The following is a 23,454-nucleotide window of genomic DNA, read 5'->3' as shown; positions in this document are numbered from 1 at the left end:
ACTGAGAACCTTCCCCCAGGAGGGTCACCCGATCGGTGACCCGGCTCATCGGTCGGGTGAGTGTACGTTCCACGCCCGAGTACTGTGCGTGGTTGCCTGACCTGGGGGATGGAGACATGCGTAGCAGTAATCGGCCGTACATGGCTTCCGTGGATCAGCTCCGTGCGTACGCGGTGCTGCTCGTGATCTTCTTCCACGGCACGCAGATCTTCGGCACGTGGATCGCGCACGGCCGCGCCTTCGAGTTCGGCAAGGACTGGCTGTACTCGACGAACCCGGCCGCCACCGTCATCTTCGAGGGGCACACCGGCGTCACGCTGTTCATGGTGCTGAGCGGGTTCATCTTCGCCGTCGGCACGATCGGCAAGGACGTCTCGTACCCGCGCTTCATGGCCAACCGGCTGCTGCGGATCTACCCGCTGTTCATGGTGATCGTGCTGATCGCCCTCGCGGCCAACCCCGGCGCGTTCGGCTTCCTGCCGTTCCTGCAGACCGTGCTCGGCCTCGGCAACCTGCCCGGCGCGCTGGTGCTCGGCGACATCTCCTCCGGCGCGCTGTGGGCCGTCGCCGTGGAGATGCAGTTCTACCTGCTGTTCCCGCTGCTCAACAAGCTGCTGACGCGGTTCGGGATGCCGACGTTCCTGCGCCTGTTCGCGGCGATCGCGGTGATCCGCGCGCTGGTCTGGTTCGTGACGGCGGTGCCGAACCCCGACTCGATCCTCTACTACAACCTCGTCGGCCGGATCGACCAGTTCCTGATCGGCATGATCGCCGCGTGGCTCTACCTGCGCTACGCGGACCACTTCCGCGGCTGGTGGAAGATCGCCGTCAGCGCGCTGGTCGTCGTGGCGGCGCTGTGGTCGTTCAACCAGGTCCACGGTTTCTTCAACCACGGCTGGTGGCGCCTGCTCTGGATCGACGTCGAGGGCGGCATGTGGGCCCTGGTCGTGCTGACGTACGTGGCGACGGTCAGGGCGACGAACGTCGTGGCCCGCGCGGTCACGAAGGTCGGGGAGCTGAGCTTCTCGCTCTACCTGCTGCACCTCGTCATCGCGGGCGTGCTCGTGCAGAACCGCTGGTGGATCGACATCCCCGCGATCGGGCCGATGGCGAGCGCGCTCGTCACCGTCGCCGCGTTGTTCCTCCCGGTCTCGATCGCGGTGGCGTGGGTGACGTTCCACGGCATCGAGTCGCCGTTCCTGCGGCTGCGGGTGAAGTACCTGGTCGAACCGAAGATCCCGGTCGAACTGCGGAAGCTCGACCGGGATCTGGAGAAGGCGGCTCAGTCGAGCTGACGCTCGACCTGGTCGGACACGTGCTTCGCGATCTCCAGCGACGACGTGGCCGCGGGCGACGGCGTGTTCAGCACGTGCACCTGGCGTTCGGCCGTCTCGAACAGGAAGTCGTCGACCAGCGAACCGTCCGGCAGCATCGCCTGCGCGCGCACGCCCGCCTCGGCGCGGACCAGGTCGGCCTCCTGCACGGCCGGCACGAGCCGGGCGAGCGAGGCGGCGAAGCGCTTGCGGGAGAACGACCTCAGCACCTCTTCGAGGCCGGTCTTCGCGAACTTGCGGGCGAGCCGCCAGGTGCCGGGGAACTTCGCGACCTCGAACAGGTCGGCGGGGGAGAACTGCGACCACTTGTAGCCCTCGCGGCGCAGCGCCAGCACCGCGTTCGGTCCGGCGTGGACACTGCCGTCGAGCATGCGGGTCAGGTGCACGCCGAGGAACGGCAGCGTCGGGTCCGGCACCGGGTAGATGAGGCCCCGCACCAGGTTCCGGCGCTCGGGCGTCAGCTCGAAGTACTCGCCGCGGAACGGGACGATCGTCGCCGAAGGGGACAGACCGGCCATCCGCGCGATCCGGTCGCTGTGCAATCCGGCACAGTTCACGAGGGCGTCCGCGCGGACGATTCCCTGCGGAGTGGCCAATTCCACACCGGCACCCACCGGCGAGCGGCGAATCCCCAGGACAGGGCTGTTCAGCCGCAGGTCAGCGCCGTGGGCGTTGAGCAACTTCACCAGCGCCCGGCACACGGAGGGGAAGTCGATGATGCCGGTCGACTCGACCCGCAGCGCGGCGACCGTGGCGACCTCCGGCTCGTACTCGCGAGCCTCGGCGGCGGAGATCATCCGCGCCGGGACGCCGTTCGCCTCGGCCCGCTCGGCGAGGGTGTTGAGGCGCGGGATCTCGTCCTCGGAGGTGGCCACGACGAGCTTGCCGCAGACCTCGTACGGAACACCGTGCTCCTTGGCGAAGTCGATGATGGAAGCGTTGCCCGCCACCGACATCCGCGCCTTGAACGAGCCCGGCTTGTAGTACAGACCGGCGTGCACGACGTTGCTGTTGTGCCCCGTCTGGTGCGCCGCCCAGTGCGATTCCTTCTCCAAGACGGTCACCTGGTGGCCGCGTCCGGCCAGTTCGTTGGCGACCGCCAAACCGACGATCCCGCCACCGACAACCGCGATGTGTCGCACGTCAAATCCTCGTCTTCCGGGTCCGTTCGTGTTAAGAGGACAGTACGGCCCACCCACCGTTGATCGTCTCTGGCACCTATACACTCGGCCCCATCCACGCAGGGGAGAGGTATGTCTGAGCAGATCATTCTCGGCCAGCCCACGGTCGGTGACGAAGAGCTTGCCGCGATCGCCGAGGTGTTCAAGTCCGGTTGGCTCGCCGGTGCCGGACCGACCTGCCGCAAGTTCGAGGAGCGCTTCGCCGTCACCACCGGCTCCGCGCACGCCCTGACGACGAGCAACTGCGGTGCCGCGCTGCACCTCGCGCTGCACGTCCTCGGCGCCAAGGCCGGTGACGAGGTCGTCGTCGCCGACTACACGTTCCCCGCCACGGGCCACGCCGTGATGTACACCGGCGCGAAGCCCGTGTTCGCGGACATTCGCCCGGACATCTGGACGGTCGACCCCGCCGCCGTCGAGGCCGCCATCACGCCGCGCACCACCGGCATCGTGGCCGTCGACCTCGCGGGCCAGCCCGCCGACTACGACGAGCTCCGCGCGATCGCCGACAAGCACGGCCTGTTCCTCATCGAGGACGCCGCCTGCGCCGCCGGTGCGACCTACAAGGGCCGCGCGGCCGGCAGCCTCGGCGACATCGCCGCGTTCAGCTTCCACGGCCGCAAGGGCATCACCTCGGGTGAGGGCGGCGCCCTGACCACGAACAACCCCGAGTGGGACGCCCGCGCGCGCAAGCTGCACACGTACGGCATCGAGCCGGCGTTCGGCCGTGAGGGCAGCAACACCCTGCCCGTGCCGACGTTCCACGAGCTGGGCTGGAACTACCGCCTCTCGGACGTCCAGGCCGCGATCATGAACGTGCAGCTGGACCGCCTGCCGAGCCTGCTGGCCGCCCGCACGCACGTCGCGGAGCGCTACGGCGAGCTGCTCAAGGACGTCGAGGGCATCGAGCTCCCCGTCACGGCGCCGGACCGCACGCACCCGTGGCAGGCCTACATCATCACGATCGACCCGTCGATCAGCCGTGACCAGGTCGCGCTGAAGCTCCGCGAGCGCGGCGTGCAGTGCAACTTCGGCACGTACGCCTCGCACGTCCAGCCGATCTACGGGGCCACCGAGCCCTGCCCGGTGTCCGCGGACCTCTTCCGCCGCCACCTGGCGATCCCGATGCACGCCAACCTCACCGACGAAGAGGTCGAGCGCGCCGCGGAAGCGGTGCGCGAGGTCGTGGCCGAGCTTTCCTGACCACCAGGTCGCACCCCGAGCACGACCCCCCAAGTACGAGGAGTTGACCGTCATGTCCGACCGCACCGTGTTCTTCACCGGTGGCGCCGGGTTCATCGGTATGCACGTCATCCCGCTCCTGCTGGAGCGCGGCTACAAGGTGCGCCTGTTCGACAACATGTCCCGCGGTGACCGCGCCAAGGTCAACGAGCTGGTCGCGACCGGCAACGTCGAGCTCATCGAGAAGGACGTGCGCTACGGCGGCGCGGTGCGCGAGGCCATGCGCGGCTGCACGCACGCGATCCACTTCGCCACGGTCTCGATCAACAAGAGCATCGCGGACCCGCACGAGTCGGTCGACATCAACATGACCGGCAACCACAACGTCTTCGCCGCCGCCGCGGACGAGGGCGTCAAGCGCCTGGTCTTCGCCTCGACCGCCTCGGTCTACGGCGACCCGAAGCGCCTGCCGATGCACGAGGACGACGAGCTCCGCCCGCTCACGCCGTACTGCATCACCAAGCGCGCCGGTGAGGACCTGCTGGGCTTCTACCAGCGCCAGAAGGGCCTCTCCTGGAACGCCCTGCGCTTCTTCAACGTGTACGGCCCCGGCCAGAAGATCGAGGCGTACTACACCTCGGTCATCAACCACTTCATCCAGCGCCTCCGTGCCGGCCAGCCGCCGGTCATCGACGGCAAGGGTGAGCAGTCGATGGACTTCATCCACGTCCACGACCTCGCGATGTCCGTCGTCATGGCGCTGGAGAGCGAGCAGGGCAACCTGCCGATCAACATCGGCACCGGCGTCGACACCTCGATCGCGCAGCTGGCCAAGATCCTGATCCAGGCCGTCGGCGTCGACGTGGAGCCGCAGTTCAACCCGCGCGACGTGCTCGTGTCCCGTCGCGCCGCGGACATCACCCGTGCCAAGGAGATCCTCGGCTGGGAGCCGACCATCACGGTCGAGCAGGGCATGTCCGAGCTGGTGCGCGCCTCCGCTCCGCAGAGCTGAGCGCACGCACGTCTGCCGCTGACTCTCTGGGGAGAGGGGTTTCGACTTTGCGAATCGTCGTGGTCAACAACTTCTTCCCCCCGAGAGTCGGCGGCAGTGCGCACATGGCGGCCTCGATGGCCGAGCGGTACGCCGCTCGCGGCAACGAGGTCCTGACCATCACCGCCGAGTACCGCAACTCTCCCGCGAGGGAGGAGCGCGACGGGTACCGGATCGCGCGGCTGCCCGCGGGGAAGATGCCGCAGCTGGGTCTGTCGATCGACTTCGACATCACCTTCGCCTCGGCCCGCCCCGGCAACTGGCGCGAGTTGTTCAGGCTGCTCGACGAGTTCCAGCCGGACCTCATCCACATGCACGGCCAGTTCTTCGACCTGACATGGATGGCCGGCCTGTGGGCGCGCCGCCGCAAGGTCCCCGTCGTCGTCACGGTGCACACGCTGCTGATCAGCGCGCGGAAGTTCTACAGCAACGTCTTCCGCATGCTCGACGCCGTGCTGGTGCGCCCGATGATGCGCATGGTCAAGCCGCGCTACGTGATCCTCGACAAGCTGGGCGTCGACTACTGCGTCAAGCGCTACGGCACCACCGACGAGAACTCGGTCTGCATCCCGATCGCCGTCGACACCGAGCACTTCGACCAGATCCCGACCAGGGACGTCCGCGCGGAACGAGGCGTCGGCACCGCGCCGTTGATCGTCTCGCTGGGCCATGTCATCCCGCTGCGCAACCGCATGCCGCTGGTCAACGCCATGCCCGCGATCCTGGAGAAGCACCCGGACACCAGGGTGATCGTCGTGGGCCGCGTCTACCACGACGAGTTCATGAAGCGCGCCGCGGAACTCGGCATCACCGACAGGTTCATCATCACCGGCGCCGTGCCGAAGGACGACGTGCCGTCGTACTTCCAGGCCGCTGACATCGTTGCCCACGACCTCAACGGCGGCTGCGGCACCGCGTCGCTCGAGGCGATGCTGTCCGGCACGGCCACCATCGCGTCGGCGGAGCTGGACAACTACCCCGGCATCGAACTCCGCAACTGGGACAACGCGTTATTCGTGCGCCCAGGTGACTCCGCGGAGGTGGCGCGCACCGTGATCGCCCTGCTGGACGACCCGGCGAAGCGCGCGCAGATCGGCAAGAGGCAGAGTTCGATGGTGCGGGACAACTTCGATCTCGACGTCGTCGTGGACGAACACCTGCGAATGTTCGAGAAGCAGGTCGCAGAGAACCTGCTCAGGAAAGGCTGAAAGATGTTCTTCGACGACGAGCGCAGCCAGAGGCTCCGTCCGCAGATCCTGACCGAACTGGTCGGCGAGTACATGAACGACGCGGAGCGCGCGCAGCTCTACGGCCTGCCGCCGACGACGCGCATCCGCCAGCGCGCCAAGGTGGTCAGCCCCGAGCACCTGACGTTGGGCGACCACGTCTGGATCGGCGAGGGTGCCGTGCTGGACGCGAGTGGTGGGCTGGAGATCGGTGAGCACACCAGCATCGGGCTCAACACGCTGATCTTCACGCACTCCAGCTGGTTGGCGAACATGACTCTGTCGAACCACTCCGGGAGTGATTTGATCGAGCGGAAGCCGGTGAAGATCGGCAAGGGGTGTTTCATCGGTGGGCTCGTGGTGATCATGCCTGGCGTGACGATCGGTGATTTTGCGACTGTGCAGCCCAATTCTGTGGTTGCCAAGGATGTTCCTGAGCGTTCGTTGGTGGCTGGGAATCCGGCTCGGGTTTTTCAGCGGTACGACGAGGAGTACATCCAGGGCGAGGTGGCTCGGGTGCAGGAGGAGAACGAGCGGCGGCGGAAGTTGGCTGAGGAGCGTGGGGACGCGCCTTCTTGGGGGGCGCCGGCTGGGTCGTTCGACAAGAAGTCGGACTGAGGTCCATTTAGGACTGTTGCGTTGGGGTTGCGTTTTGTTGGTTGGGCTGCGGTTGCGAGGGTGGTCCGTCAGGCAGTGACGAAGTGAGCGGGGTTGCGATTGGGGCTTGACCTTGAGCCTCTAGCTGGATGCATTCGCGGCCTCAAAGGCCGGGGTGAAGTACGCCCCGGCCGGACCGGACAGGTTGGCATCCAGCCCCTCAAGGTCAAGCCCCAATCGCCATGAGCGGTGGAATCGGCTGGCCAACCTGGTAGCAGCCCGTTCGGGCTCGCTTCGCTTCGCCACGCCAGGTTTCGTAGGTGGTTGGCTTTTGCGTTGGTGGCTGGCGGTTGGCACCGCGCGCCGAAGCCAAGACGGTGGTCGCCTTGCGTTCGCGACTGCGGTTGGGCTTGGAGCTCGGCTGCGCCGTCGCGATGCTTGCGCTCTGACGGGCTCGCCTTCGGCTTCGCATCTCCTCAAGCCACTGTGGCCGAACGCATCGCTGCCCTGCGCTCAGCTACTTGGTGCTCAGCTACCTGGCGCATCGCTGCCCCGCTCCTGCCGCCCTCCTGCCGCCGCCCTCCAGCAGAAATGCCGAAGGGCGGCGGAAGCATGTCGCCTCCGCCGCCCTTCGGCGTTTCTGCCTACCTGAGTTGGCTCAGGCGCTGGCCTTCTGCAGCACCTCGGCCACCACGCGGTGGGCCGGGAGGATCGACGCGCGCTCCTCGGCCGCGTCCACCTTGCCCTCGAGCAGGTCGACGAAGCGGTCGAGCTGCGTTGCGAGCGGCTCGCGGGCCGTGAGGAGTTCGGGGATCTCGATCACCGTCTGCTGGCGGTAGCCGAGGCCGTCGGCCGTCACTGCGTCGTGCGAGACGTGGCGGTAGATCGTCACGTCGCGGCGGAGCAGGTCGATCTCGATCAGCCTGTCGATTTCCGACACGATGAGCGAGCGGACCTTGCGCTGGCCGATTCGGCTGGCTGACACCGTTGCCATGCCGGTCGGGAAGGTCAGGACCGTCTCCACGTTGTCCTCCGCGCCCTGGACCGAGTCCGGGTGGAAGTAGCCGACGCCCGAGGCGACGCGGGACGGTTCGATGCCGCCGAAGAAGCGGATCGCGATGTCCACGTCGTGGACCAGGAGGTCCCAGGAGACGCCGGTCTTGATGCGCGGGGCGTACGGGCCGTGGCGGCGGGCCATCACGTGGACCGGCTCGTTGACCAGCTGCAGTGCGGTCATGACTGCCGGGTTGTAGCGCTCCAGCAGGCCGCACATCATCGGGATGTCCTTGCTCTCGGAGAGAGCAACGACCTCCTCGCTGGAGGCGAGGTCGTCGCAGACCGGCTTCTCGACGAGGAGGGGCTTGCCCTGGTCGAGGACCTCGAGGGCGAGCTTGTGGTGCGCCTCGGTCGCGGCGGCGAGGACGACTGCGTCGACGTCCGCCAGCGAGCCGATCTCCGGGGACCAGGCCGCGTCGAAGCGGTCGGCCACGGTGCGGCCCGCCTCTTCGCGCGGGTCGATGACGCGGACCAGGTCCGCGCGCTCGGACTGCGACAGCACGCGGGCGTGCAGCGAGCCCATCGAACCCGTGCCGATCAGGGCTACGCGCTTCTTGGCGGTCATGCGCCGAACACCTCGCGGACGTTGGTGACGATCGTGGCGAGCTCGGCCTCGGTCAGCTTCGGGTGCACCGGCAGCGAAAGCGCCTGGCGGGCGACCTGGGAGGCGACCGGCACGTCCGACGCGATGACACCGGGGTTCTCCCGGTAGCAGTCGTAGTCGAAGACGACCTTCGGGTAGTAGATGCCGTTGCCGATGCCGCGCTCGGTGAGCTTGGCGGCCAGCTCGTCACGGGTCACCGCGGCGTCGTCGCCGACGAGGACGGTGAACTGGTGCCACACGTGGGTGCGGCCCGGCAGGACCGACGGCACGGTGAGACCCGGCACGCCGGCGAGGCCCTCGGCGAGCACCGACGCGTTGTGGCGGCGGGCCTCCGTGAGCTGCTCCAGCTTCTCGAGCTGCGGGATGCCGACGGCCGCGTGCAGGTCGGTCAGGCGGTAGTTGTGACCCGCCATCTCGTACTGGTAGCGGGCGCGCATGCCCTGGTTGCGCAGGACGCGGAGCTTGTCGGCGAGCGCGTCGTCGGAGGTCGTGATCATGCCGCCCTCCGCCGTCGTGACGTTCTTCGTGGCGTAGAGCGAGAAGCAGCCGATGCCGAAGCTGCCGGCCGGCTGGCCCTCGAACGTGGCGCCGACGGCCTGCGCGGAGTCCTCGACCAGCTTCAGGCCGTGCTCGGCCGCGAGCGGGGCGAGCTTGCCCATGTCCGCGGTCTGGCCGTAGAGGTGCACCGGCATGAGGACCTTGGTGCGCGGGGTGATCTGCGCGGCGACCGCGTCGGGGTCGATGCAGAAGTCGTCCACCCGGATGTCCGCGAAGCGCGCGGTGGCGCCTGCCTCGAGGATGGCGTTCAGGGTCGCGACGAACGTGAACGGCGAGGTGATGACCTCGTCGCCCGGCTGGAGGTCGAGTGCCTGCAGCGATGCGACCAGCGCGGTGGTGCCGTTGTTGACGGCAATCGCGTGGGGAACACCGGCGACGGCGGCGAAGGCGTCTTCGAGACGCTTGACCATCGGGCCCTGTGCGATCGAGCCGGAGCGGAGAACCTCGAGGACCAAAGGCTCCGCGTCGGCCACATCGACGACAGTGATGGGGATCATGCAGCAGTCTTTCGCTCCGGAGACGGTGGACGGCGTCCGGTACAGTCACAGGTCGTCCCGCCCTGACGCGGGCGCCACGTTACCTGCCTGTGAACACGAGATGCGCTCCGGCCTGGGCGGTGTAACGCACACAACTCGTACCGCTCGTACGGCGCGACCTACCAGGAACGGACCCGTGGCGAACCGCATTCACCCCACCGCGATCATCGGCGACGGTGTGGAGCTGGGCGACGACAACATCATCGGCCCCTACTCGGTGATCGTCGGCCCTGCCCGCATCGGCAGCGGAAACTGGATCGGCCCGCACGTGACCATCGGCACTCCCGCCGAGGACCGCGGCGGCCCTCACCCCGTGGGCTGGGAGGGCGAGCTCGACGGACACGGTGTCGTCATCGGCGACAACAACAAGATCCGCGAGTACGTCACCGTCCACCAGGGCACGCACCGCGCGACCGCCATCGGCGACGACTGCTACCTGCTGGTCCGCAGCCACGTCGGCCACGACGTCGCGGTCCGCGACAACGTCGTGCTCGCCTGTTCCGTGCAGATCGGTGGCCACACCGAGATCTGGTCGCACGCCAACATCGGCATGAGCACCACCGTGCACCAGGGTGGCCGCATCGGCCCCGGTGCCATGGTCGGCATGGGCTCCGCGGTGCGCCGCGAGGTCGAGCCGTTCACCATCTCGGTCGGCAACCCCGCGCGGGTGACCGGCATCAACGTCGTCGGCCTGAGCCGCCGAGGCTGTGCCGAGGAGACCATCTCGGCGCTGGAGCCCTTCCTCAAGGGCAAGGGCGACCTGCCCGCGGACGGCCTTCCCGAAGAGCTGTCCGTCCTGCTGAAGTCGTGGGCCGACCGCGCCCCGTTGAACCACTGATCCCCGAGCTACGGAGAACGAGAAACACCATGGCGCTGAACGACCGCCTGCGCGACGTCTTCGTCGAGGCACTTGCCCTGTCCGACGACGTCGACGTCGAGAACCTCAAGTACCGCGACATCGAGGAGTGGGACTCCGTCGGCCACATGGCGCTGATCGCCGCCATCGAGGACGAGTTCGACGTGCAGTTCGAGACCGACCAGGTCATCGACATGAGCAGCTTCAAGGTCGCCGTCGACATGCTGAAGGGCCTCGGCGTCGAGGCCTGACCACTGTTCGAGAGGCCTGACCACTGCGTGAGCAGTGGGCAACGCCACTGGTGGGCCGCGTCTGCAACCGGACGCGGCCCACTCGCGTTTCACGGCTGTGAACCCGGTTGTGACCTGCGCAACCGGGGTGTCACCGCGGTGCTGCGGGCGGAAATGATCACTCCTGACGTGCGGGTACGCTCACTTCGGTGTCCGGTGCGTGACCAGGAAGTTCCGTCCGGATCACGCGGCCCTGGGCAATCGAGACATACGGGACTGATGGCGTAGTGACTGACCTGACTGGCAAGGTTGCGATCGTGACCGGCGGCACGCGGGGCATCGGTCTCGCGACCGTCCGGGCTCTCGCCGAGGCGGGTGCGGCCGTGGTGCTGACCGGCCGCGACGAGGCGTCGGCGAAGGAGCGGGCGGCCGAGGTGGCCGCCGAACTCGGCGCGGACGTGAGCGGCGTCGCGCTGGACGTCACGGACTCCAAGGCCGTCTCCACGGTGATCAGGGGTGTGGCCAAGGAACGCGGTCAGCTCGACGTCGTCGTGGCGAACGCGGGTGTGCTCGAGGACGCGTTGATCGGCATGATCCGCGACGAGCTCATCGACAGCATGCTCACCACCAACGTCGCGGGCACGATCCACACGGTCCAGGCCGCGGCCCGCGCCATGATGCGCAAGAAGTCCGGGTCGATCGTCGTCCTGGCGTCCATCGTCGGCACGCAGGGCAGCGCGGGGCAGACCGCCTACGCCGCGTCCAAGGCGGCCGTCGGCAACGTCGCGCTGTCGGCGTCCAAGGAACTCGGCCGGTACGGCATCCGCGTCAACGGCGTCGCGCCCGGCGTGATCGAGACGGCGATGACGTCGCACCTCGACGAGAAGATCATCGCGGACCGCATCGACGACACCCCGCTCGGCAGGCTCGGCAAGGCCGAGGAGGTCGCGAAGGTGATCCGGTTCCTCGCGAGCGACGAGTCGTCGTTCGTGACCGGGCAGATCATCGGCGTCGACGGCGGTCTGGTGCTGTGAGCCCGTCGAGCCTGCTGCACCCCGGCGCTCGCCTCGTCGACGCCACGGGTGGGGAGAGCCTCACCGGCGACCAGCTGCGGTCCGCGGTCGAGACCATCGGCCAGTCCTACGCGGAACTCCCGGTCGGCGTGCTGTTCGCGCGCACGGCCGTCGACGTGCCGAGCGTGCTGCGCTACCTCGCCGCGTTCGAGTCGGGTCGCGCGGTCGCGTTGCTCGACGCGGGCCAGGACCGCGACGTGCTGCTGGAGCTCGTGTCCCGCTTCCGCCCGGCCGCCGTGCTCGGCGAGGCGGGCGAGGCGCCGGAGGGCTACCGCGCCGGTGACGCGGGCGGTCCCGCGTGGATCCGCGAGGCCGCCGAGGGCGTCGCGCCGCACCCCGACCTTGCCGTGCTGCTGCCCACCAGCGGCTCGACCGGCAACCCGAAGTTCGTGCGGCTGGCCAAGGCCGCCGTGCTGGCGAACGCGCACGCCATCGCCGAGGTGCTGGGCATCGACGCGAACGAGGTCGCGCCCACCAGCCTGCCGCTGCACTACAGCTACGGCATGTCGGTCCTGAACAGCCACCTGGTGATGGGCGCGACCGTCGTGGTCGAGCCGTCCGGCGTGATGGGCAGGCCGTTCTGGCAGGCCGTGGACGAGCACAAGATCACCTCGCTCGCGGGAGTCCCGTACCACTACGAGATGCTCAAGCGGCTGCGGTTCGACCCGGCCAAGTACCCGACCCTGCGCACGATCACGCAGGCCGGCGGCAAGCTCCGCGAGGACCTGGTCGCCGAGTTCAACGAGAAGATGCTCGCCGTCGGCGGCCGCATGTTCGTCATGTACGGCCAGACCGAGGCGGCGCCGCGGATGGCGACCGTGCCCGCGGCCAAGCTCGCGGAGAAGATCGGCAGCGCCGGTCCCGCACTGCCGGGAGGCGCGTTCTCGATCCGCCTCGAAGACGGCACCGAGACGTCCGACGCGGACGTCGTCGGTGAGGTGCTCTACCGCGGCCCCAACGTGATGATGGGGTACGCGGAGTCCGAAGAGGAGCTGTCCGAAGCGGACGGCCGCAGTGGACTGCTGGAGACGGGCGACCTCGGTCGCCTCGACGCCGACGGCTACCTGTTCATCACGGGCAGGCTGAAGCGGATCGGCAAGGTCTTCGGCAACCGGGTCAATCTGGACGACCTGGAACAAATGCTGCGCGGTTCCGGGTTGGACATCGGTGCGGCGGCGGCCGTGCCGGCGGGTGACAAGGTCGTCATCTGGGCGGAGAACTGCGCCGCTGACACGCGCAAGGCGGCTGCGAAGGCACTGTCCGAGAAGCTGCACATGCACGTGTCCGGATTCGACGTGCGGGACATCGACGCACTTCCCCTGCTCGCCAGCGGGAAGATCGACTACCGCTCCCTGGAGGGACGCGCGTGACCACCACAGCCGAGAGCGTGTTCGGCCTGAGCCAGTCCGAGCGCGAGGCGGCCCTGCTGCCCGTGCTCACCGAACTCACCGAGCACCACCGTGCAGGCGGCGAGCCGTACGACCGCATCCTGAGCTCGCTCGGGATCGCCCGCGGGGCCTCGTTCGACTCGGTCGAGCAGCTGCCGTGGCTGCCGGTGCGGATGTTCAAGCACCACGTGCTGAAGAGCGTGCCCGACGACGAGGTCTTCAAGGTCCTCACGTCGTCCGGCACGACCGGCGCCGAGGTGTCCCGCATCTACCTGGACAAGGAAGCCGCGGCCGACCAGCCGCGCTACCTCGGCCGGACGCTGCGCACCGTGCTCGGTGACCAGCGCCTGCCGATGCTGATGGTCGACACCATCGGCATCATCAAGAACCGCCGCTCGTTCTCGGCCCGTGGCGCGGGTGTGCTCGGCATGGCCAACTTCGGCCGCAAGCACGTCTACGCGCTCGACGAGAACGACAAGCCGGACGTCGAGGCCATCAAGACCTTCCTCGCCACGTACGGCAACGAGCCGTTCCTCATCTTCGGCTTCACCTTCATGGTGTGGCAGTACCTCTACGAGGTCGCGCGCGAGCACAGGTTGGACCTGTCGAACGGCATCCTCATCCACTCCGGTGGCTGGAAGAAGCTGATCGACCGCGCCGTCGACAACGCGGAGTTCCGCCGCCGGTTCGAGAAGGACACCGGCCTCACCCGGATCCACAACTACTACGGCATGGTCGAGCAGCTCGGCACCGTGTTCGTGGAGGGTCCGTCGGGCAACTCGCTGTACTGCCCGGACTTCGCCGACATCGTCATCCGCGACCCGGAGACGTGGGCGGAGCAGCCGGTCGGCAAGCCCGGCGTCATCGAGGTCGTCAGCACCGTGCCGAGGTCGTACCCCGGTCACGTCCTGCTGACCGAGGACCTCGGCGTCGTGCACGGCATCGACGACGGCGACTGGCCAGGCAAGCGGTTCTCCGTGCTCGGCAGGCTGCCGCGCGCCGAGGCCCGTGGTTGTTCCGACACCTTCAGCGGGAGCCCTGCGTGAGCATCCAGCAACGTTTCCCCGCCGGCCCCGACGTCGAGGTCGACGCGCTGCTCGCGGAGCTCGACGTCGAGCCCGAAGGCGGCCGCCTGAAGGTCGGCGACGAACGCGTCGTCGAGTTCCTGGTCAAGTTCGCGCGCAAGCTGCTCGCCCCGGCGATGGCCCGCCGCTACCCCGAACTCGCCTCGCTGGGCTTCTTCCTGCGCAAGGGCGAGATCGCCAAGGCGCTCAGGTCGATCGAGACCAGCGGCGACGCGCTGCGCTTCCCGCGCGGGCTCGTCTTCCACATCCCGCCGGCCAACGTCGACACGATCTTCGTGTACTCGTGGGCGCTGTCGGCCCTGGCCGGCAACCCGAACGTCGTGCGCATCTCGTCGCGCTCGGCCGGTGCCGCCGAGGCCGTCCTCGAAGCGCTGAACGAGGCGCTCAAGGAAGCGCACCCGGTCATCGCGCAGACGCAGCGCATGGTCACCTACGGCCGTGACGACGCGGTGACGGGCGCGCTGTCCGCCGCCTGCCAGCTCCGCGTGATCTGGGGTGGCGACCGCTCGGTCACCGAGGTGCGCAAGAGCGCGATCGGCCCGCAGGCCCGCGACCTCACGTTCCCCGACCGCGCGTCGTTCGCCGCGATCTCGGTGGCCGGCTGGGAGGCCGCGACGCCCGAGCAGCGCCGTGACGCCGCGACCGGCTTCTACAACGACTCGTACTGGTTCGACCAGGCCGCCTGCTCCTCGCCGCGCACCCTGTTCTGGGTCGGTGACGAGGCCGGTGCCCGGCGCGGCCGTTCCGAGTTCCTCGCGCTGCTGTCCGAGGTCGTCGAGAGCAAGCAGTTCGTGGTCGAGCCCGCGATGGCCGTGCAGAAGCGGGTCTCCGCGTACGGCGTCGCGGCGGAGGGCCACGTGACCGAGATCCGGTTCTCCGGCAACGCGGTCGCGACCCTCGAACTCGCCGAGCCGACCTCGGTGCCACGCGAGTGGCTGGGTGTCGGTACCTTCCCCCAGACGACCGTGGGCAACCTCGCGGCTCTCGCGGACGTCGTACAGAGGAAGGACCAGACGCTGAGCGTCTTCGGATTCGACCGCCCCGAGGTGATCGAGTTCGTCCACGCCCTCGCCGGTCGCGGCATCGACCGCGTCGTACCGTTCGGCTCCGCGTTGAGCTTCGCCGCGGTGTGGGACGGCTACGACCTGCTGGCCGAGTTCAGCAGGCTGACGACCGTCACGGTCTGACCGATGCCCCGAAACTCGTCCAGCGCTCCCAGCGGAGAAGACATGACGACTGTCGAAGCCGACGCGAACTCCGAGTCCGCACCGGCGTCGGAACCGCAGCGCAAGAGCCTGAAGTCGCAGCTCATCGCGTGGGCACGCCGCCTGCTCGTGGTCGCGGTGATCGGCTTCGCCGGCTACCAGCTCGTCACGAACTGGACCGAGGTCTGGAAGACGCTGTCCGGCATCGCCTGGCAGTCGGCCGTGCTGAGCATGGTCTCCGTCCTCGTGTCGATGTTCTTCGGCCTGATGGCGTGGCAGACGCTGGTCGACAGCCTGGGCAAGCCCATCGGCCTGGTCCGGGGCGCCCAGATCAACCTCGTCGGCATGCTCGGCAAGTACATCCCCGGCTCGGTCTGGGCGTACGTGCTGCAGATGGAACTCGGCCGCAAGGCCGGCCTCGCCCGTGCGCGGATCTTCACGTCCGCGCTCGTGCAGGTCGGCATCACGGTCGTGGCGTCACTGCTGCTCGGCGGCCTCGCCCTGCCGGTCGTGCTGGACGACGTGCCGTCCGCGGTGTGGCTCTACGCGCTGCTGCCGATCGGCCTGATCGCGCTGCACCCGGCGATCCTCACCTGGGGCACGTCGCTGGTGCTCAAGACGCTGCGCAGGCCCGGCCTGAGCGAGCGGATCAAGTGGTCGACGGTCGGCAAGTCGCTCGGCTACTCGCTGCTCGCGTTCGGCTTCCAGGGCCTGCACCTCTGGCTGCTCTCGAACTCCGTCGGCTCGCCCGGCTGGGCGGGTCTCGGCCAGTGCATCGGTGCCATGGCGCTCGCGATGACCATCGGCCTGTTCGTCTTCATCCTGCCGGCGGGCGCGGGCGCCCGTGAGCTCGTGATGGTGGCCGTGCTGGTCGCCGGTGGCCTCGACCCGATCCAGGCCGGTGCGTTCGCCGCCGCGTCCCGCGTGATGTTCATCGTGGCCGACCTGGTCACGGCGGGGGCGGCGGCTGCGGGCGTGCACTTCGGCAACAAGCGCGAGGCCGTCAACGAGGTCTGACCCCTTCGGTCAGAACCAGCGCTCCAGGATCTGCGCGACGCCGTCGTCGGTGTGCGAGGCCGTGACCTCGTCGGCGACGTCCAGCGCGTCCTGGTGCGCGTTGGCCATCGCGACGCCGTGGCCCGCCCACTGGAGCATCGGCACGTCGTTCGGCATGTCCCCGAACGCGACGATGCCCGGCGCCTGCACGCCGAACCGCTGCGCCACCTCGTTCAGCCCGGTCGCCTTGGTGACGCCCGACGCCGAGATCTCGATCAGGCCCGAGTTCGACGAGTAGGTGACGATCACGTCGCCGCGCAGCACCTCGTTCGCGGCGGCCGCCAGCGCGGCGCTCGTCATGCCGCTGTGCCGGACCAGCATCTTGATCGCGGAGTGGCCGAACATCTCGGCCCGCGTCACCCGTCCCGCCGCCTCCGGCCAGACGTTGGTGAACTCCTCCTCGGCGACGAACGGCCGCACGTCGGGGTCGTTCGCGCTGACGCCGACCCGTTCGGTGGCGAAGGCCACACCGGGCACGGCGGCGCTCAGGGCGCGCCCGACGTCGGACAGCATTTCCGGCTCGAGTCCGTACTGGGCGAGCACCTGGTCACGGCCGATGTCGTAGAGCACCGCGCCGTTCGCGCAGACGGCGTACCCGTCGACGCCCGCGTCGCTCGCCACGTTCGGAACCCAGCGCGGCGGCCTGCCGGTGACCAGCACGAACGGCGTTCCTGTCGCCAGCACCCGCGCCACGGTGGCCGTGGTCCGCTCACTCACCCTCTCGTTCACGCCGAGCAGGGTTCCGTCCACGTCCGATGCGACCAGCTGAGGTGTCTCCACCAGCCAATACTGCCTGGTGCAAGTTCGGTCCGGCGTGAACTTGGGCTGTGCGGATGGTTACTCTGCGGTGTGCGCGTTGGCATCGTCATCCTCCCCGAAGACCGCTGGTGGGCCGCCGAACCGAAATGGCGGGCCGCGGAGGAGTACGGGTTCGCGCACGCCTGGACATACGACCACCTCGGCTGGCGGGATCTCGTCGACGGACCGTGGTTCTCCGCGGTGCCGACGCTGACGGCCGCCGCCATGGTCACGAGCCGGATCAGGCTCGGCACGTTCGTCGCGAACCCGAACTTCCGGCACCCCGTGCCGTTCGCCCGCGAGCTGCTGACGTTGGACGACGTCTCGGACGGCCGGTTCATGCTCGGCGTCGGTGCGGGCGGGGCGGGCTACGACACGACGGTGCTGGGTGCCCAGCCGTTGACGCCCTCGGCGCGCACGGCGCGGTTCGGCGAGTTCGTCGAACTGCTCGACCGGCTGCTGATCCAGGAGCGCACGACGTTCGAGGGCGAGTGGTTCTCCGCGCAGGAGGCCCGGTCGGCTCCCGGCTGCGTGCAACGGCCGCGGATGCCGTTCCTGGTCGCGGCCAACGGCCCGAAGGCGATGGACGTGGCCGCCCGCTGGGGTTCCGGCTGGGTCACGACCGGCCCGGCGACCGAGGACGACGAGACGTGGTGGGCCGGCGTGGCCAAGACCGTCGACGTCTTCCACGAGGTGCTGGACCGGCGCGGGCGTTCTCCCCGCAGCATCGACCACTACCTGAACCTCGACTCGAGCCCGGTCTACTCGCTGACGAGCGCAGAACGGTTCCGCGACGCCGCCTGCCGCGCCCGCGAGCTCGGTTTCACCGACGTGATCTCGCACTGGCCGCGCAGCCACGGCGTCTACGGGGGCCGCGAGGTGGTCCTCGAGCAGGTGGCGGCAGAGGTGCTGCCGGACCTCGCGTCCGCGTGACGGGTCGGCGGTGCGATTCGGCCATCGCCCGGACCTCGCGACCGAGCGTTGCCGCACGTCTGGGAGGATCTTTGCCCGCGACGTCCGACTCCGTGATCGAGAGCGTTCATGATGGGTGAAGCAGGAACGCTGGTGGCAGCACTGGCGGTGGCCTGGTTGCCGGGCCTCGGTCTGCTGACCGCGTTCGGTGTGCGCCGTCCGCTCTGGCTCGCCGGGTTCTCCGCTGTCACCTCCGTCGGCATCGCCGCTCTCGTCGGCATGGCGTGCGGCGTGCTGGGCATCTCCTACGGCGTCGTGCCGCTCGCCGCCCTCACGGCCCTGCTGCTGCTCATCGGTGGTTTCCGCTGGTGGCGCGCGCGTGAGGCCGGGCCGCGCAGGCCTCGCTGGGACGTGCTCACGCGGGTGGCCGGGGTGCTCGTGCTGCTCACGGCCGTCGGGATCGGCCTGCGGACGTGGCTCTCCGGGCTCGCCGGGTCGTTCGCGACGCTGCCGCAGGAGCACGATCCGATCGTCCACACCGAGCTCGTCTCGTACATCATGCGCACCGGTCACGGCGCCGCCTGGCAGCTGCTGCCGATCGACTTCCTGTCCGGCTCGCCGGTCAGCCCGTACCCGTCAGGCATGCACCTGCTCTCGGCCGCCGCGGGCGAACTCGCGGGCGGCCCGATCCGCGGGTTCAACGGCATCACCGTCGCGTTGCTGGTGGTCGGCCTCGCGCTCTCCACTTCGGCGCTCGCCTACGTCGCCGCCCGGCGGGCCCGCGTCCGCGGTCCGCTCGCGTTCCTGGCCGGCGGGATCGCCGCGCTGGTCGCGGTGGGGATGAACGCGCCGACGATCACCATGGCCGCGCAGGGCGGGGTGCTGCCGAACGCGGCCGCGATGGTGCTCGCTCCCGGGTTCATCGCCGCGGTCCTGAGCGTGCGGCCGAGGCAGTGGTCGGCGGCGCCGGTGCTCGCGGTCGGGGCGGTCGGGCTGCTCGCGCTGCACCCCAGCGGCGGGGTCACGGTGGGCGTCTCGGTGGTCGTGTGGTGGCTCGGCGACCTGCTGAACAGGGGTGGCTGGGCGCGGCTGAAGTCCCAGCTCCCGCCGTTGCTGCTGACCGGGGTGGTCGCCGCCGTCGTCGCCGCGCCGCTGCTGGTCACGCTGCTCGCGCAGGCGGGCAGGACCACGGCGTTCCCGCCGGACGTGGCGGCGGTGCCGTTCGTGACGGCGCTCGGCCGGTCCGCGGGCCTCGGCTTCACCGGCTACCTGTTCGAGTACGGCGACGCCGTGCAGCTCGCGGCGTTCGTGCTGGTCGTGCTCGGTGGCCTGGTGCTGCTGGTGACCCGGCGCGCGCTCGGCCTGCTGCTGGCCGCAGGGGCCTGGGTCGCGATCACCACGGCCATGTGGGTCAGCCCCGGCACCGGCTTCGAGGCGATCGTCACCGGCTTCTTCTACAACTCGATGCTGCGCGTCCGGTCGCACTTCTACCTGTTCGTGCCGGTGGTCGTCGCCGTCGGTGCTGTGCTGCTCGCCGTGCTGGTGGCCGCGTTCGTGCGCAGACGGGTGCGCCGGGTCGCCGTGCCCGCCATCGCTCTCGCCGCCGCGCTCGCCGTGCTGTTCGCCGCCGCGTACGCGCTGGTGCCCGCACGCGGCTACATGAACATCAACGCGCACTACCTCGCCTCGCGCTACGGCAACCCCACGCTGCACCGCGTCGGACCGGACGACGAGGCGGCGTTCGACTTCCTCGCCGGCAAGGTCGGCCCTGGTGAGCGGGTCATGAACTCCGCCAACGACGGCTCGACGTACCTGTACGTCGAGAAGGGCATCCCGGTCGTGAACACCATCGCGATGGGCTTCACGCAGGCGCCGTACACCTACGAACTCCTGCAGCGTTTCAACCGTTACGAGACCGATGCGAAGATCCGCGAGGAGATTCTGAAGCTCGGCGTGACGTGGGTGGTAGTGGACACCGACGCACCGCTCATCGGGGCTGCCGGATCACCGGACAACTGGGCCGGGACCGGGCTTTTCTCGTTCGCACCGGGTCTCGCCGACCTCGACGGACTACCGGGTCTGACCGAGCGGTTCCGCAGCGGCACGGTACGGGTGTACCAGCTGGACACGGCGGTGCTGGAGGGCATGCCCACCGGGCGTTGATCAGCATTTCCGCTGATCAACGGGGGTGGGGCAAGTCAGGGGCGCTGAACGGCCGTTGCTGACTCTCGGGTAGGCTCGCGCGCCGTGAGCTTCGCTGGTTTTGACCTCATCGTCGTCGGATCCGGTTTCTACGGACTGACCGTTGCCGAGCGCGCCGCCTCCCAGTTGAACAAGCGGGTGCTCGTTCTGGAACGTCGTTCCCACATCGGTGGCAACGCGTACTCGGAGGCTGAGCCCGAGACAGGAATCGAGGTGCACCGCTACGGTGCGCACCTCTTCCACACCTCGAACAAGAGGGTCTGGGAGTACTGCAACCAGTTCACCGAGTTCACCGGCTACCAGCACCGCGTCTTCGCGATGCACAAGGGCACGGCGTACCAGTTCCCGATGGGCCTGGGCCTGATCACCCAGTTCGTCGGCAAGTACCTGTCGCCGGACGAGGCCCGCGCGTGGGTCGCCGAGCAGGCGTCCGAGATCGACAGCAAGGACGTGACCAACCTCGAGGAGAAGGCGATCTCGCTGGTCGGCCGCCCCCTCTACGAGGCGTTCATCCGCGACTACACCGCGAAGCAGTGGCAGACCGACCCGAAGGAGCTGCCGGCCGCGGTCATCAGCCGCCTCCCGGTCCGCTACAACTTCGACAACCGCTACTTCAACGACACCTACGAGGGTCTGCCGGTCGACGGCTACACCGCGTGGCTCGAGAAGATGGCGGAGCACGAGAACATCGAGGTCCGCCTCGACACCGACTTCTTCGACGTCAAGGACGAGATCCCGGCGGGCACGCCGGTCGTCTACACCGGTCCGGTCGACCGCTACTTCGACTACTCCGAGGGCTGGCTCGGCTGGCGCACGCTCGACTTCGAGCAGGAGGTCCTCCCGACGGGCGACTTCCAGGGCACGCCGGTCATGAACTACAACGACGCGGAGTTCCCCTACACCCGCATCCACGAGTTCCGCCACTTCCACCCGGAGCGGGACTACCCGAAGGACAAGACGGTCATCGTCCGCGAGTTCTCCCGCGCCGCGGAGAAGGACGACGAGCCGTACTACCCGATCAACACCGCCGAGGACCGCGAGAAGCTGGAGCGGTACCGGGTGCTCGCCAAGAAGGAGGCGGCCGAGAAGAACGTCCTCTTCGGCGGCCGTCTGGGCACCTACAAGTACCTCGACATGCACATGGCGATCGGATCCGCGCTCAGCGCGTTCGACAACAAGATCGCTCCGCACCTCACCGAGGGCACGCCGATCAACGGCGACCTGGACTGATGGTGACGATTTAGATCGCATTTCGCCCGGCCGTACAACCTGTGCGGTCGGGCGATCGTCTTTGGACAATGAGTACTATGGGCGCTTGACGCGCCGCGCCACGACTACTTTCTGTGGCGGTAGCCATCCATGAAGCTGACCCGAACCGACCGCGTGCGGTTCGCCGGAGGAAGCACGTGACCGAGCAGGCCAAAACCGCAAGCGCCACCAAGATCAACCCGACCCAGGTCCTGCAGCGGGTGATCATGCCGCGCGACGAGGACCCGCTGGACGTGCGTCCGCTCTACCTCGACGAGCCGGCCAACGTGCACAGCCACGTCTCGGGCCGCCGCGCGGTGACGGTTCCGACCTCGGCGAAGGTGTCGTTCGCGTCGTACTTCAACGCCTTCCCCGCGAGCTACTGGAAGCGCTGGACCGTGATCGAGGACGTCGTGCTGCGTCTGCGCGTGCGCGGTGCCGGTCGCATCGACGTCTACCGCTCCAAGGCCAACGGCGACATCGTGCACCTCGACGGCCACGTCGTGCGCACCCCCAAGGCCTACTCCGACATCGCCATCAAGGTGTCGCTCAAGCCGTTCGAGGACGGCGGCTGGATCTGGTTCGACGTCTTCACCGACGACACCACGATCGAGATCGAAGAGGCGGCCTGGACCACGGAGCAGGAGCTCCCGACCCAGACCGTCGCGATCGGCATGACGACGATGCGCCCGGTCGACGCGGTCATCGCGCTGCGCACCCTCGGCGAGGACCCGGCCGTGCTGGCCGTGCTGAAGAAGGTCTTCGTCGCCGACCAGGGTTCGGTCAAGGTCCGCGACACCGAGGGCTACGCCGAGGCCGTCAAGGCGCTCGGCGACAAGCTGGAGATCATCGAGCAGGACAACCTCGGTGGCTCCGGCGGCTTCACCCGCGGTCTGTACGAGGCGATCGAGCACACCGACGCCGACCAGATCATGCTGATGGACGACGACATCCGCCTGGAGCCGGACGCCGTCCTGCGCTCGAACGCGTTCGCGCGCGCCGCGGCCCAGCCGGTCATCGTCGGTTCGCACATGCTGAACCTCCAGGCCCGCGCTCGCCTGCACAGCATGGGCGAGGTCGTCGACCTGGGCACCTGCTACTGGCGCGCGGCGCCGGGCGCGCTCACCGACCACGACTTCGGCGCCGAGACGCTGCGCGAGACCGAGGAACTGCACGCCCGCATCGACTCCACCTACAACGGCTGGTGGATGTGCCTGTTCCCGCGTGAGGTCGTCCAGCGCACCGGTTACCCGCTGCCGCTGTTCATCAAGTGGGACGACGCGGAGTACTCGCTGCGCGCCCTGGAGCGCGGCTACCCGACGGTCTCGCTGCCCGGCTCGGCCGTGTGGCACATGCCGTGGACGGACAAGAACGACGCCACCGACTGGCAGGCGTACTTCCACACCCGCAACCGCCTCGTCCTCGCGGCGCTGCACAGCCCGTACGACGTCCGCAGCACCCTGCTCAAGCAGGGCCTGAAGCTGTCGCTGCGGCACCTGCTGTCGATGGAGTACTCGACCGTCGCCGTGCAGCAGAAGGCGATCGAGGACTTCCTGGCCGGCCCGTCGAAGCTGTTCGACTCGCTGCGCACGGCCCTCCCGGCGATCCGCGAGCTCCGCAAGGACTACTCGGACGCCCAGGTCCTGCCGTCGGCCCGGGAGTTCCCGGCGCCGACGTTCGACATGGTTCGTGCCGAGCAGATGCTGACGCCGCCCACGAACCCGGTCACCATCGCGTCCGAGGCCGCCAAGGCGCTCATGCACAACCTGCGCGAGCCCCAGGCCGCCACGGCCGAGCGCCCGCAGATCAACGTGCCGGCGACCAACGCGCGCTGGTTCCTGCTGGGCAACCTCGACAGCGCCACGGTCTCCAACGCCGACGGCAGCGGTGTCGCGTTCCGCAAGCGCGACCCGAAGGAGTTCCGCGCCCTGATGAAGCGCGCGGTCCGCAACTACCGTCGCCTGTCTGCCGAGTGGCCGCGGATGCAGAAGGTCTACCGCGACGCGCTGCCCGAGCTGACCTCGGTCGAGTCGTGGCGCAAGGTGTTCGAGAACAACTGATCTGGTTGTGGGAAAA

Annotated in this window: 20 protein-coding genes; 16 read left to right on the top strand and 4 right to left on the bottom strand. The window is 68.8% G+C overall.

Annotated elements, in window-relative coordinates; translation table 11 throughout:
- Positions 1–149: 149 nt before the first annotated feature.
- On the top strand, positions 150–1,295 hold the full coding sequence (locus tag JNUCC0626_RS32685) for an acyltransferase family protein (protein WP_394614613.1): 1,146 nt from the start codon (positions 150–152) through the stop codon (positions 1,293–1,295).
- Here JNUCC0626_RS32685 and lhgO read toward each other — a convergent pair.
- Positions 1,283–2,476, bottom strand: coding sequence for an L-2-hydroxyglutarate oxidase (gene lhgO / locus JNUCC0626_RS32680; RefSeq protein WP_394614612.1), 1,194 nt, complete (start codon positions 2,474–2,476; stop codon positions 1,283–1,285). The genes JNUCC0626_RS32685 and lhgO overlap by 13 nt on opposite strands.
- A 111-nt stretch (positions 2,477–2,587) precedes the next feature.
- Here lhgO and JNUCC0626_RS32675 point away from each other — a divergent pair, with 111 nt between their 5' ends.
- Genes JNUCC0626_RS32675 through JNUCC0626_RS32660 form a run of 4 tightly spaced genes read left to right on the top strand, consistent with a single transcriptional unit; the run spans position 2,588 to position 6,592 of the window.
- Entirely contained in the window at positions 2,588–3,718 is a 1,131-nt protein-coding gene (locus tag JNUCC0626_RS32675) for a DegT/DnrJ/EryC1/StrS family aminotransferase (RefSeq protein WP_394614611.1), read from the top strand.
- Between the two features lie 52 nt (positions 3,719–3,770).
- Complete coding sequence (locus tag JNUCC0626_RS32670) at positions 3,771–4,709, top strand: NAD-dependent epimerase/dehydratase family protein (RefSeq protein ID WP_394614610.1); 939 nt, start codon at positions 3,771–3,773, stop codon at positions 4,707–4,709.
- Between the two features lie 47 nt (positions 4,710–4,756).
- Positions 4,757–5,956, top strand: a complete 1,200-nt coding sequence (locus JNUCC0626_RS32665) for a glycosyltransferase family 4 protein (protein WP_394614609.1) — start codon at positions 4,757–4,759, stop codon at positions 5,954–5,956.
- 3 nt (positions 5,957–5,959) lie between these two features.
- Complete coding sequence (locus JNUCC0626_RS32660) at positions 5,960–6,592, top strand: acyltransferase (RefSeq protein WP_394614608.1); 633 nt, start codon at positions 5,960–5,962, stop codon at positions 6,590–6,592.
- 637 nt (positions 6,593–7,229) lie between these two features.
- Here JNUCC0626_RS32660 and JNUCC0626_RS32655 read toward each other — a convergent pair.
- Both JNUCC0626_RS32655 and JNUCC0626_RS32650 read right to left on the bottom strand, forming a co-directional pair.
- Positions 7,230–8,192 (bottom strand): Gfo/Idh/MocA family protein, encoded by a 963-nt coding sequence (locus JNUCC0626_RS32655; RefSeq protein WP_394614607.1) that lies wholly within the window; start codon positions 8,190–8,192, stop codon positions 7,230–7,232.
- The gene (locus tag JNUCC0626_RS32650) at positions 8,189–9,286 is read right to left on the bottom strand and encodes a DegT/DnrJ/EryC1/StrS family aminotransferase (RefSeq protein ID WP_394614606.1); all 1,098 of its coding nucleotides are present in this window, start codon (positions 9,284–9,286) and stop codon (positions 8,189–8,191) included. The genes JNUCC0626_RS32655 and JNUCC0626_RS32650 overlap by 4 nt, the downstream gene beginning before the upstream one ends.
- Positions 9,287–9,461: 175 nt before the next feature.
- On the opposite strand from JNUCC0626_RS32650, the gene JNUCC0626_RS32645 reads away from it, so the two are divergent.
- From JNUCC0626_RS32645 to JNUCC0626_RS32615, 7 genes are all read left to right on the top strand, one after another.
- Positions 9,462–10,163, top strand: coding sequence for a UDP-N-acetylglucosamine acyltransferase (locus JNUCC0626_RS32645; protein ID WP_394614605.1), 702 nt, complete (start codon positions 9,462–9,464; stop codon positions 10,161–10,163).
- Positions 10,164–10,192: 29 nt separating this feature from the next.
- Entirely contained in the window at positions 10,193–10,432 is a 240-nt protein-coding gene (locus JNUCC0626_RS32640; protein ID WP_394614604.1) for an acyl carrier protein, read from the top strand.
- A gap of 266 nt (positions 10,433–10,698) precedes the next feature.
- The gene (locus JNUCC0626_RS32635; protein WP_394614603.1) at positions 10,699–11,445 is read left to right on the top strand and encodes an SDR family NAD(P)-dependent oxidoreductase; all 747 of its coding nucleotides are present in this window, start codon (positions 10,699–10,701) and stop codon (positions 11,443–11,445) included.
- The gene (locus JNUCC0626_RS32630; protein ID WP_394614602.1) at positions 11,442–12,854 is read left to right on the top strand and encodes an AMP-binding protein; all 1,413 of its coding nucleotides are present in this window, start codon (positions 11,442–11,444) and stop codon (positions 12,852–12,854) included. Before JNUCC0626_RS32635 ends, JNUCC0626_RS32630 begins: the two co-directional genes overlap by 4 nt.
- A complete protein-coding gene (locus JNUCC0626_RS32625) occupies positions 12,851–13,918 on the top strand; it encodes an acyl-protein synthetase (protein WP_394614601.1) in 1,068 nt (355 codons plus the stop codon). The genes JNUCC0626_RS32630 and JNUCC0626_RS32625 overlap by 4 nt, the downstream gene beginning before the upstream one ends.
- A complete protein-coding gene (locus JNUCC0626_RS32620; protein ID WP_394614600.1) occupies positions 13,915–15,144 on the top strand; it encodes an acyl-CoA reductase in 1,230 nt (409 codons plus the stop codon). Before JNUCC0626_RS32625 ends, JNUCC0626_RS32620 begins: the two co-directional genes overlap by 4 nt.
- A 42-nt stretch (positions 15,145–15,186) precedes the next feature.
- Positions 15,187–16,179, top strand: coding sequence for a lysylphosphatidylglycerol synthase transmembrane domain-containing protein (locus JNUCC0626_RS32615; protein WP_394614599.1), 993 nt, complete (start codon positions 15,187–15,189; stop codon positions 16,177–16,179).
- A 9-nt stretch (positions 16,180–16,188) separates the two neighbouring features.
- Here JNUCC0626_RS32615 and JNUCC0626_RS32610 read toward each other — a convergent pair whose 3' ends face one another.
- Positions 16,189–16,998 (bottom strand): HAD family hydrolase, encoded by an 810-nt coding sequence (locus JNUCC0626_RS32610; protein ID WP_394614598.1) that lies wholly within the window; start codon positions 16,996–16,998, stop codon positions 16,189–16,191.
- Positions 16,999–17,067: 69 nt separating this feature from the next.
- Between JNUCC0626_RS32610 and JNUCC0626_RS32605 the strand changes: the two genes are divergently transcribed.
- From JNUCC0626_RS32605 to JNUCC0626_RS32590, 4 genes are all read left to right on the top strand, one after another.
- Positions 17,068–17,949 (top strand): LLM class flavin-dependent oxidoreductase, encoded by an 882-nt coding sequence (locus JNUCC0626_RS32605; protein ID WP_394614597.1) that lies wholly within the window; start codon positions 17,068–17,070, stop codon positions 17,947–17,949.
- A gap of 132 nt (positions 17,950–18,081) precedes the next feature.
- Positions 18,082–20,091 (top strand): DUF6541 family protein, encoded by a 2,010-nt coding sequence (locus JNUCC0626_RS32600; protein WP_394614596.1) that lies wholly within the window; start codon positions 18,082–18,084, stop codon positions 20,089–20,091.
- Between the two features lie 84 nt (positions 20,092–20,175).
- Positions 20,176–21,360, top strand: a complete 1,185-nt coding sequence (glf, locus tag JNUCC0626_RS32595) for a UDP-galactopyranose mutase (protein WP_394614595.1) — start codon at positions 20,176–20,178, stop codon at positions 21,358–21,360.
- Positions 21,361–21,536: 176 nt separating this feature from the next.
- Positions 21,537–23,438, top strand: coding sequence for a glycosyltransferase (locus JNUCC0626_RS32590; protein ID WP_394614594.1), 1,902 nt, complete (start codon positions 21,537–21,539; stop codon positions 23,436–23,438).
- Positions 23,439–23,454: the final 16 nt, after the last annotated feature.

Origin of the sequence: Lentzea sp. JNUCC 0626 (assembly GCF_043632865.1) — a bacterium.
Taxonomy (GTDB): Bacteria; Actinomycetota; Actinomycetes; order Mycobacteriales; family Pseudonocardiaceae; genus Lentzea.
Note: the sequence above shows the minus strand (reverse complement) of the source record. Positions and strands in the feature narration are given on the sequence as shown.

Bases quoted from the DNA above. Each gene is read 5' to 3' on its own strand.
- JNUCC0626_RS32615 (WP_394614599.1), top strand. From the start codon at position 15,187: ATGACGACTGTCGAAGCCGACGCGAACTCCGAGTCCGCACCGGCGTCG.
- JNUCC0626_RS32675 (WP_394614611.1), top strand. From the start codon at position 2,588: ATGTCTGAGCAGATCATTCTCGGCCAGCCCACGGTCGGTGACGAAGAG.
- JNUCC0626_RS32655 (WP_394614607.1), bottom strand. From the start codon at position 8,192: ATGACCGCCAAGAAGCGCGTAGCCCTGATCGGCACGGGTTCGATGGGC.
- JNUCC0626_RS32660 (WP_394614608.1), top strand. From the start codon at position 5,960: ATGTTCTTCGACGACGAGCGCAGCCAGAGGCTCCGTCCGCAGATCCTG.
- JNUCC0626_RS32670 (WP_394614610.1), top strand. From the start codon at position 3,771: ATGTCCGACCGCACCGTGTTCTTCACCGGTGGCGCCGGGTTCATCGGT.
- JNUCC0626_RS32650 (WP_394614606.1), bottom strand. From the start codon at position 9,286: ATGATCCCCATCACTGTCGTCGATGTGGCCGACGCGGAGCCTTTGGTC.
- JNUCC0626_RS32640 (WP_394614604.1), top strand. From the start codon at position 10,193: ATGGCGCTGAACGACCGCCTGCGCGACGTCTTCGTCGAGGCACTTGCC.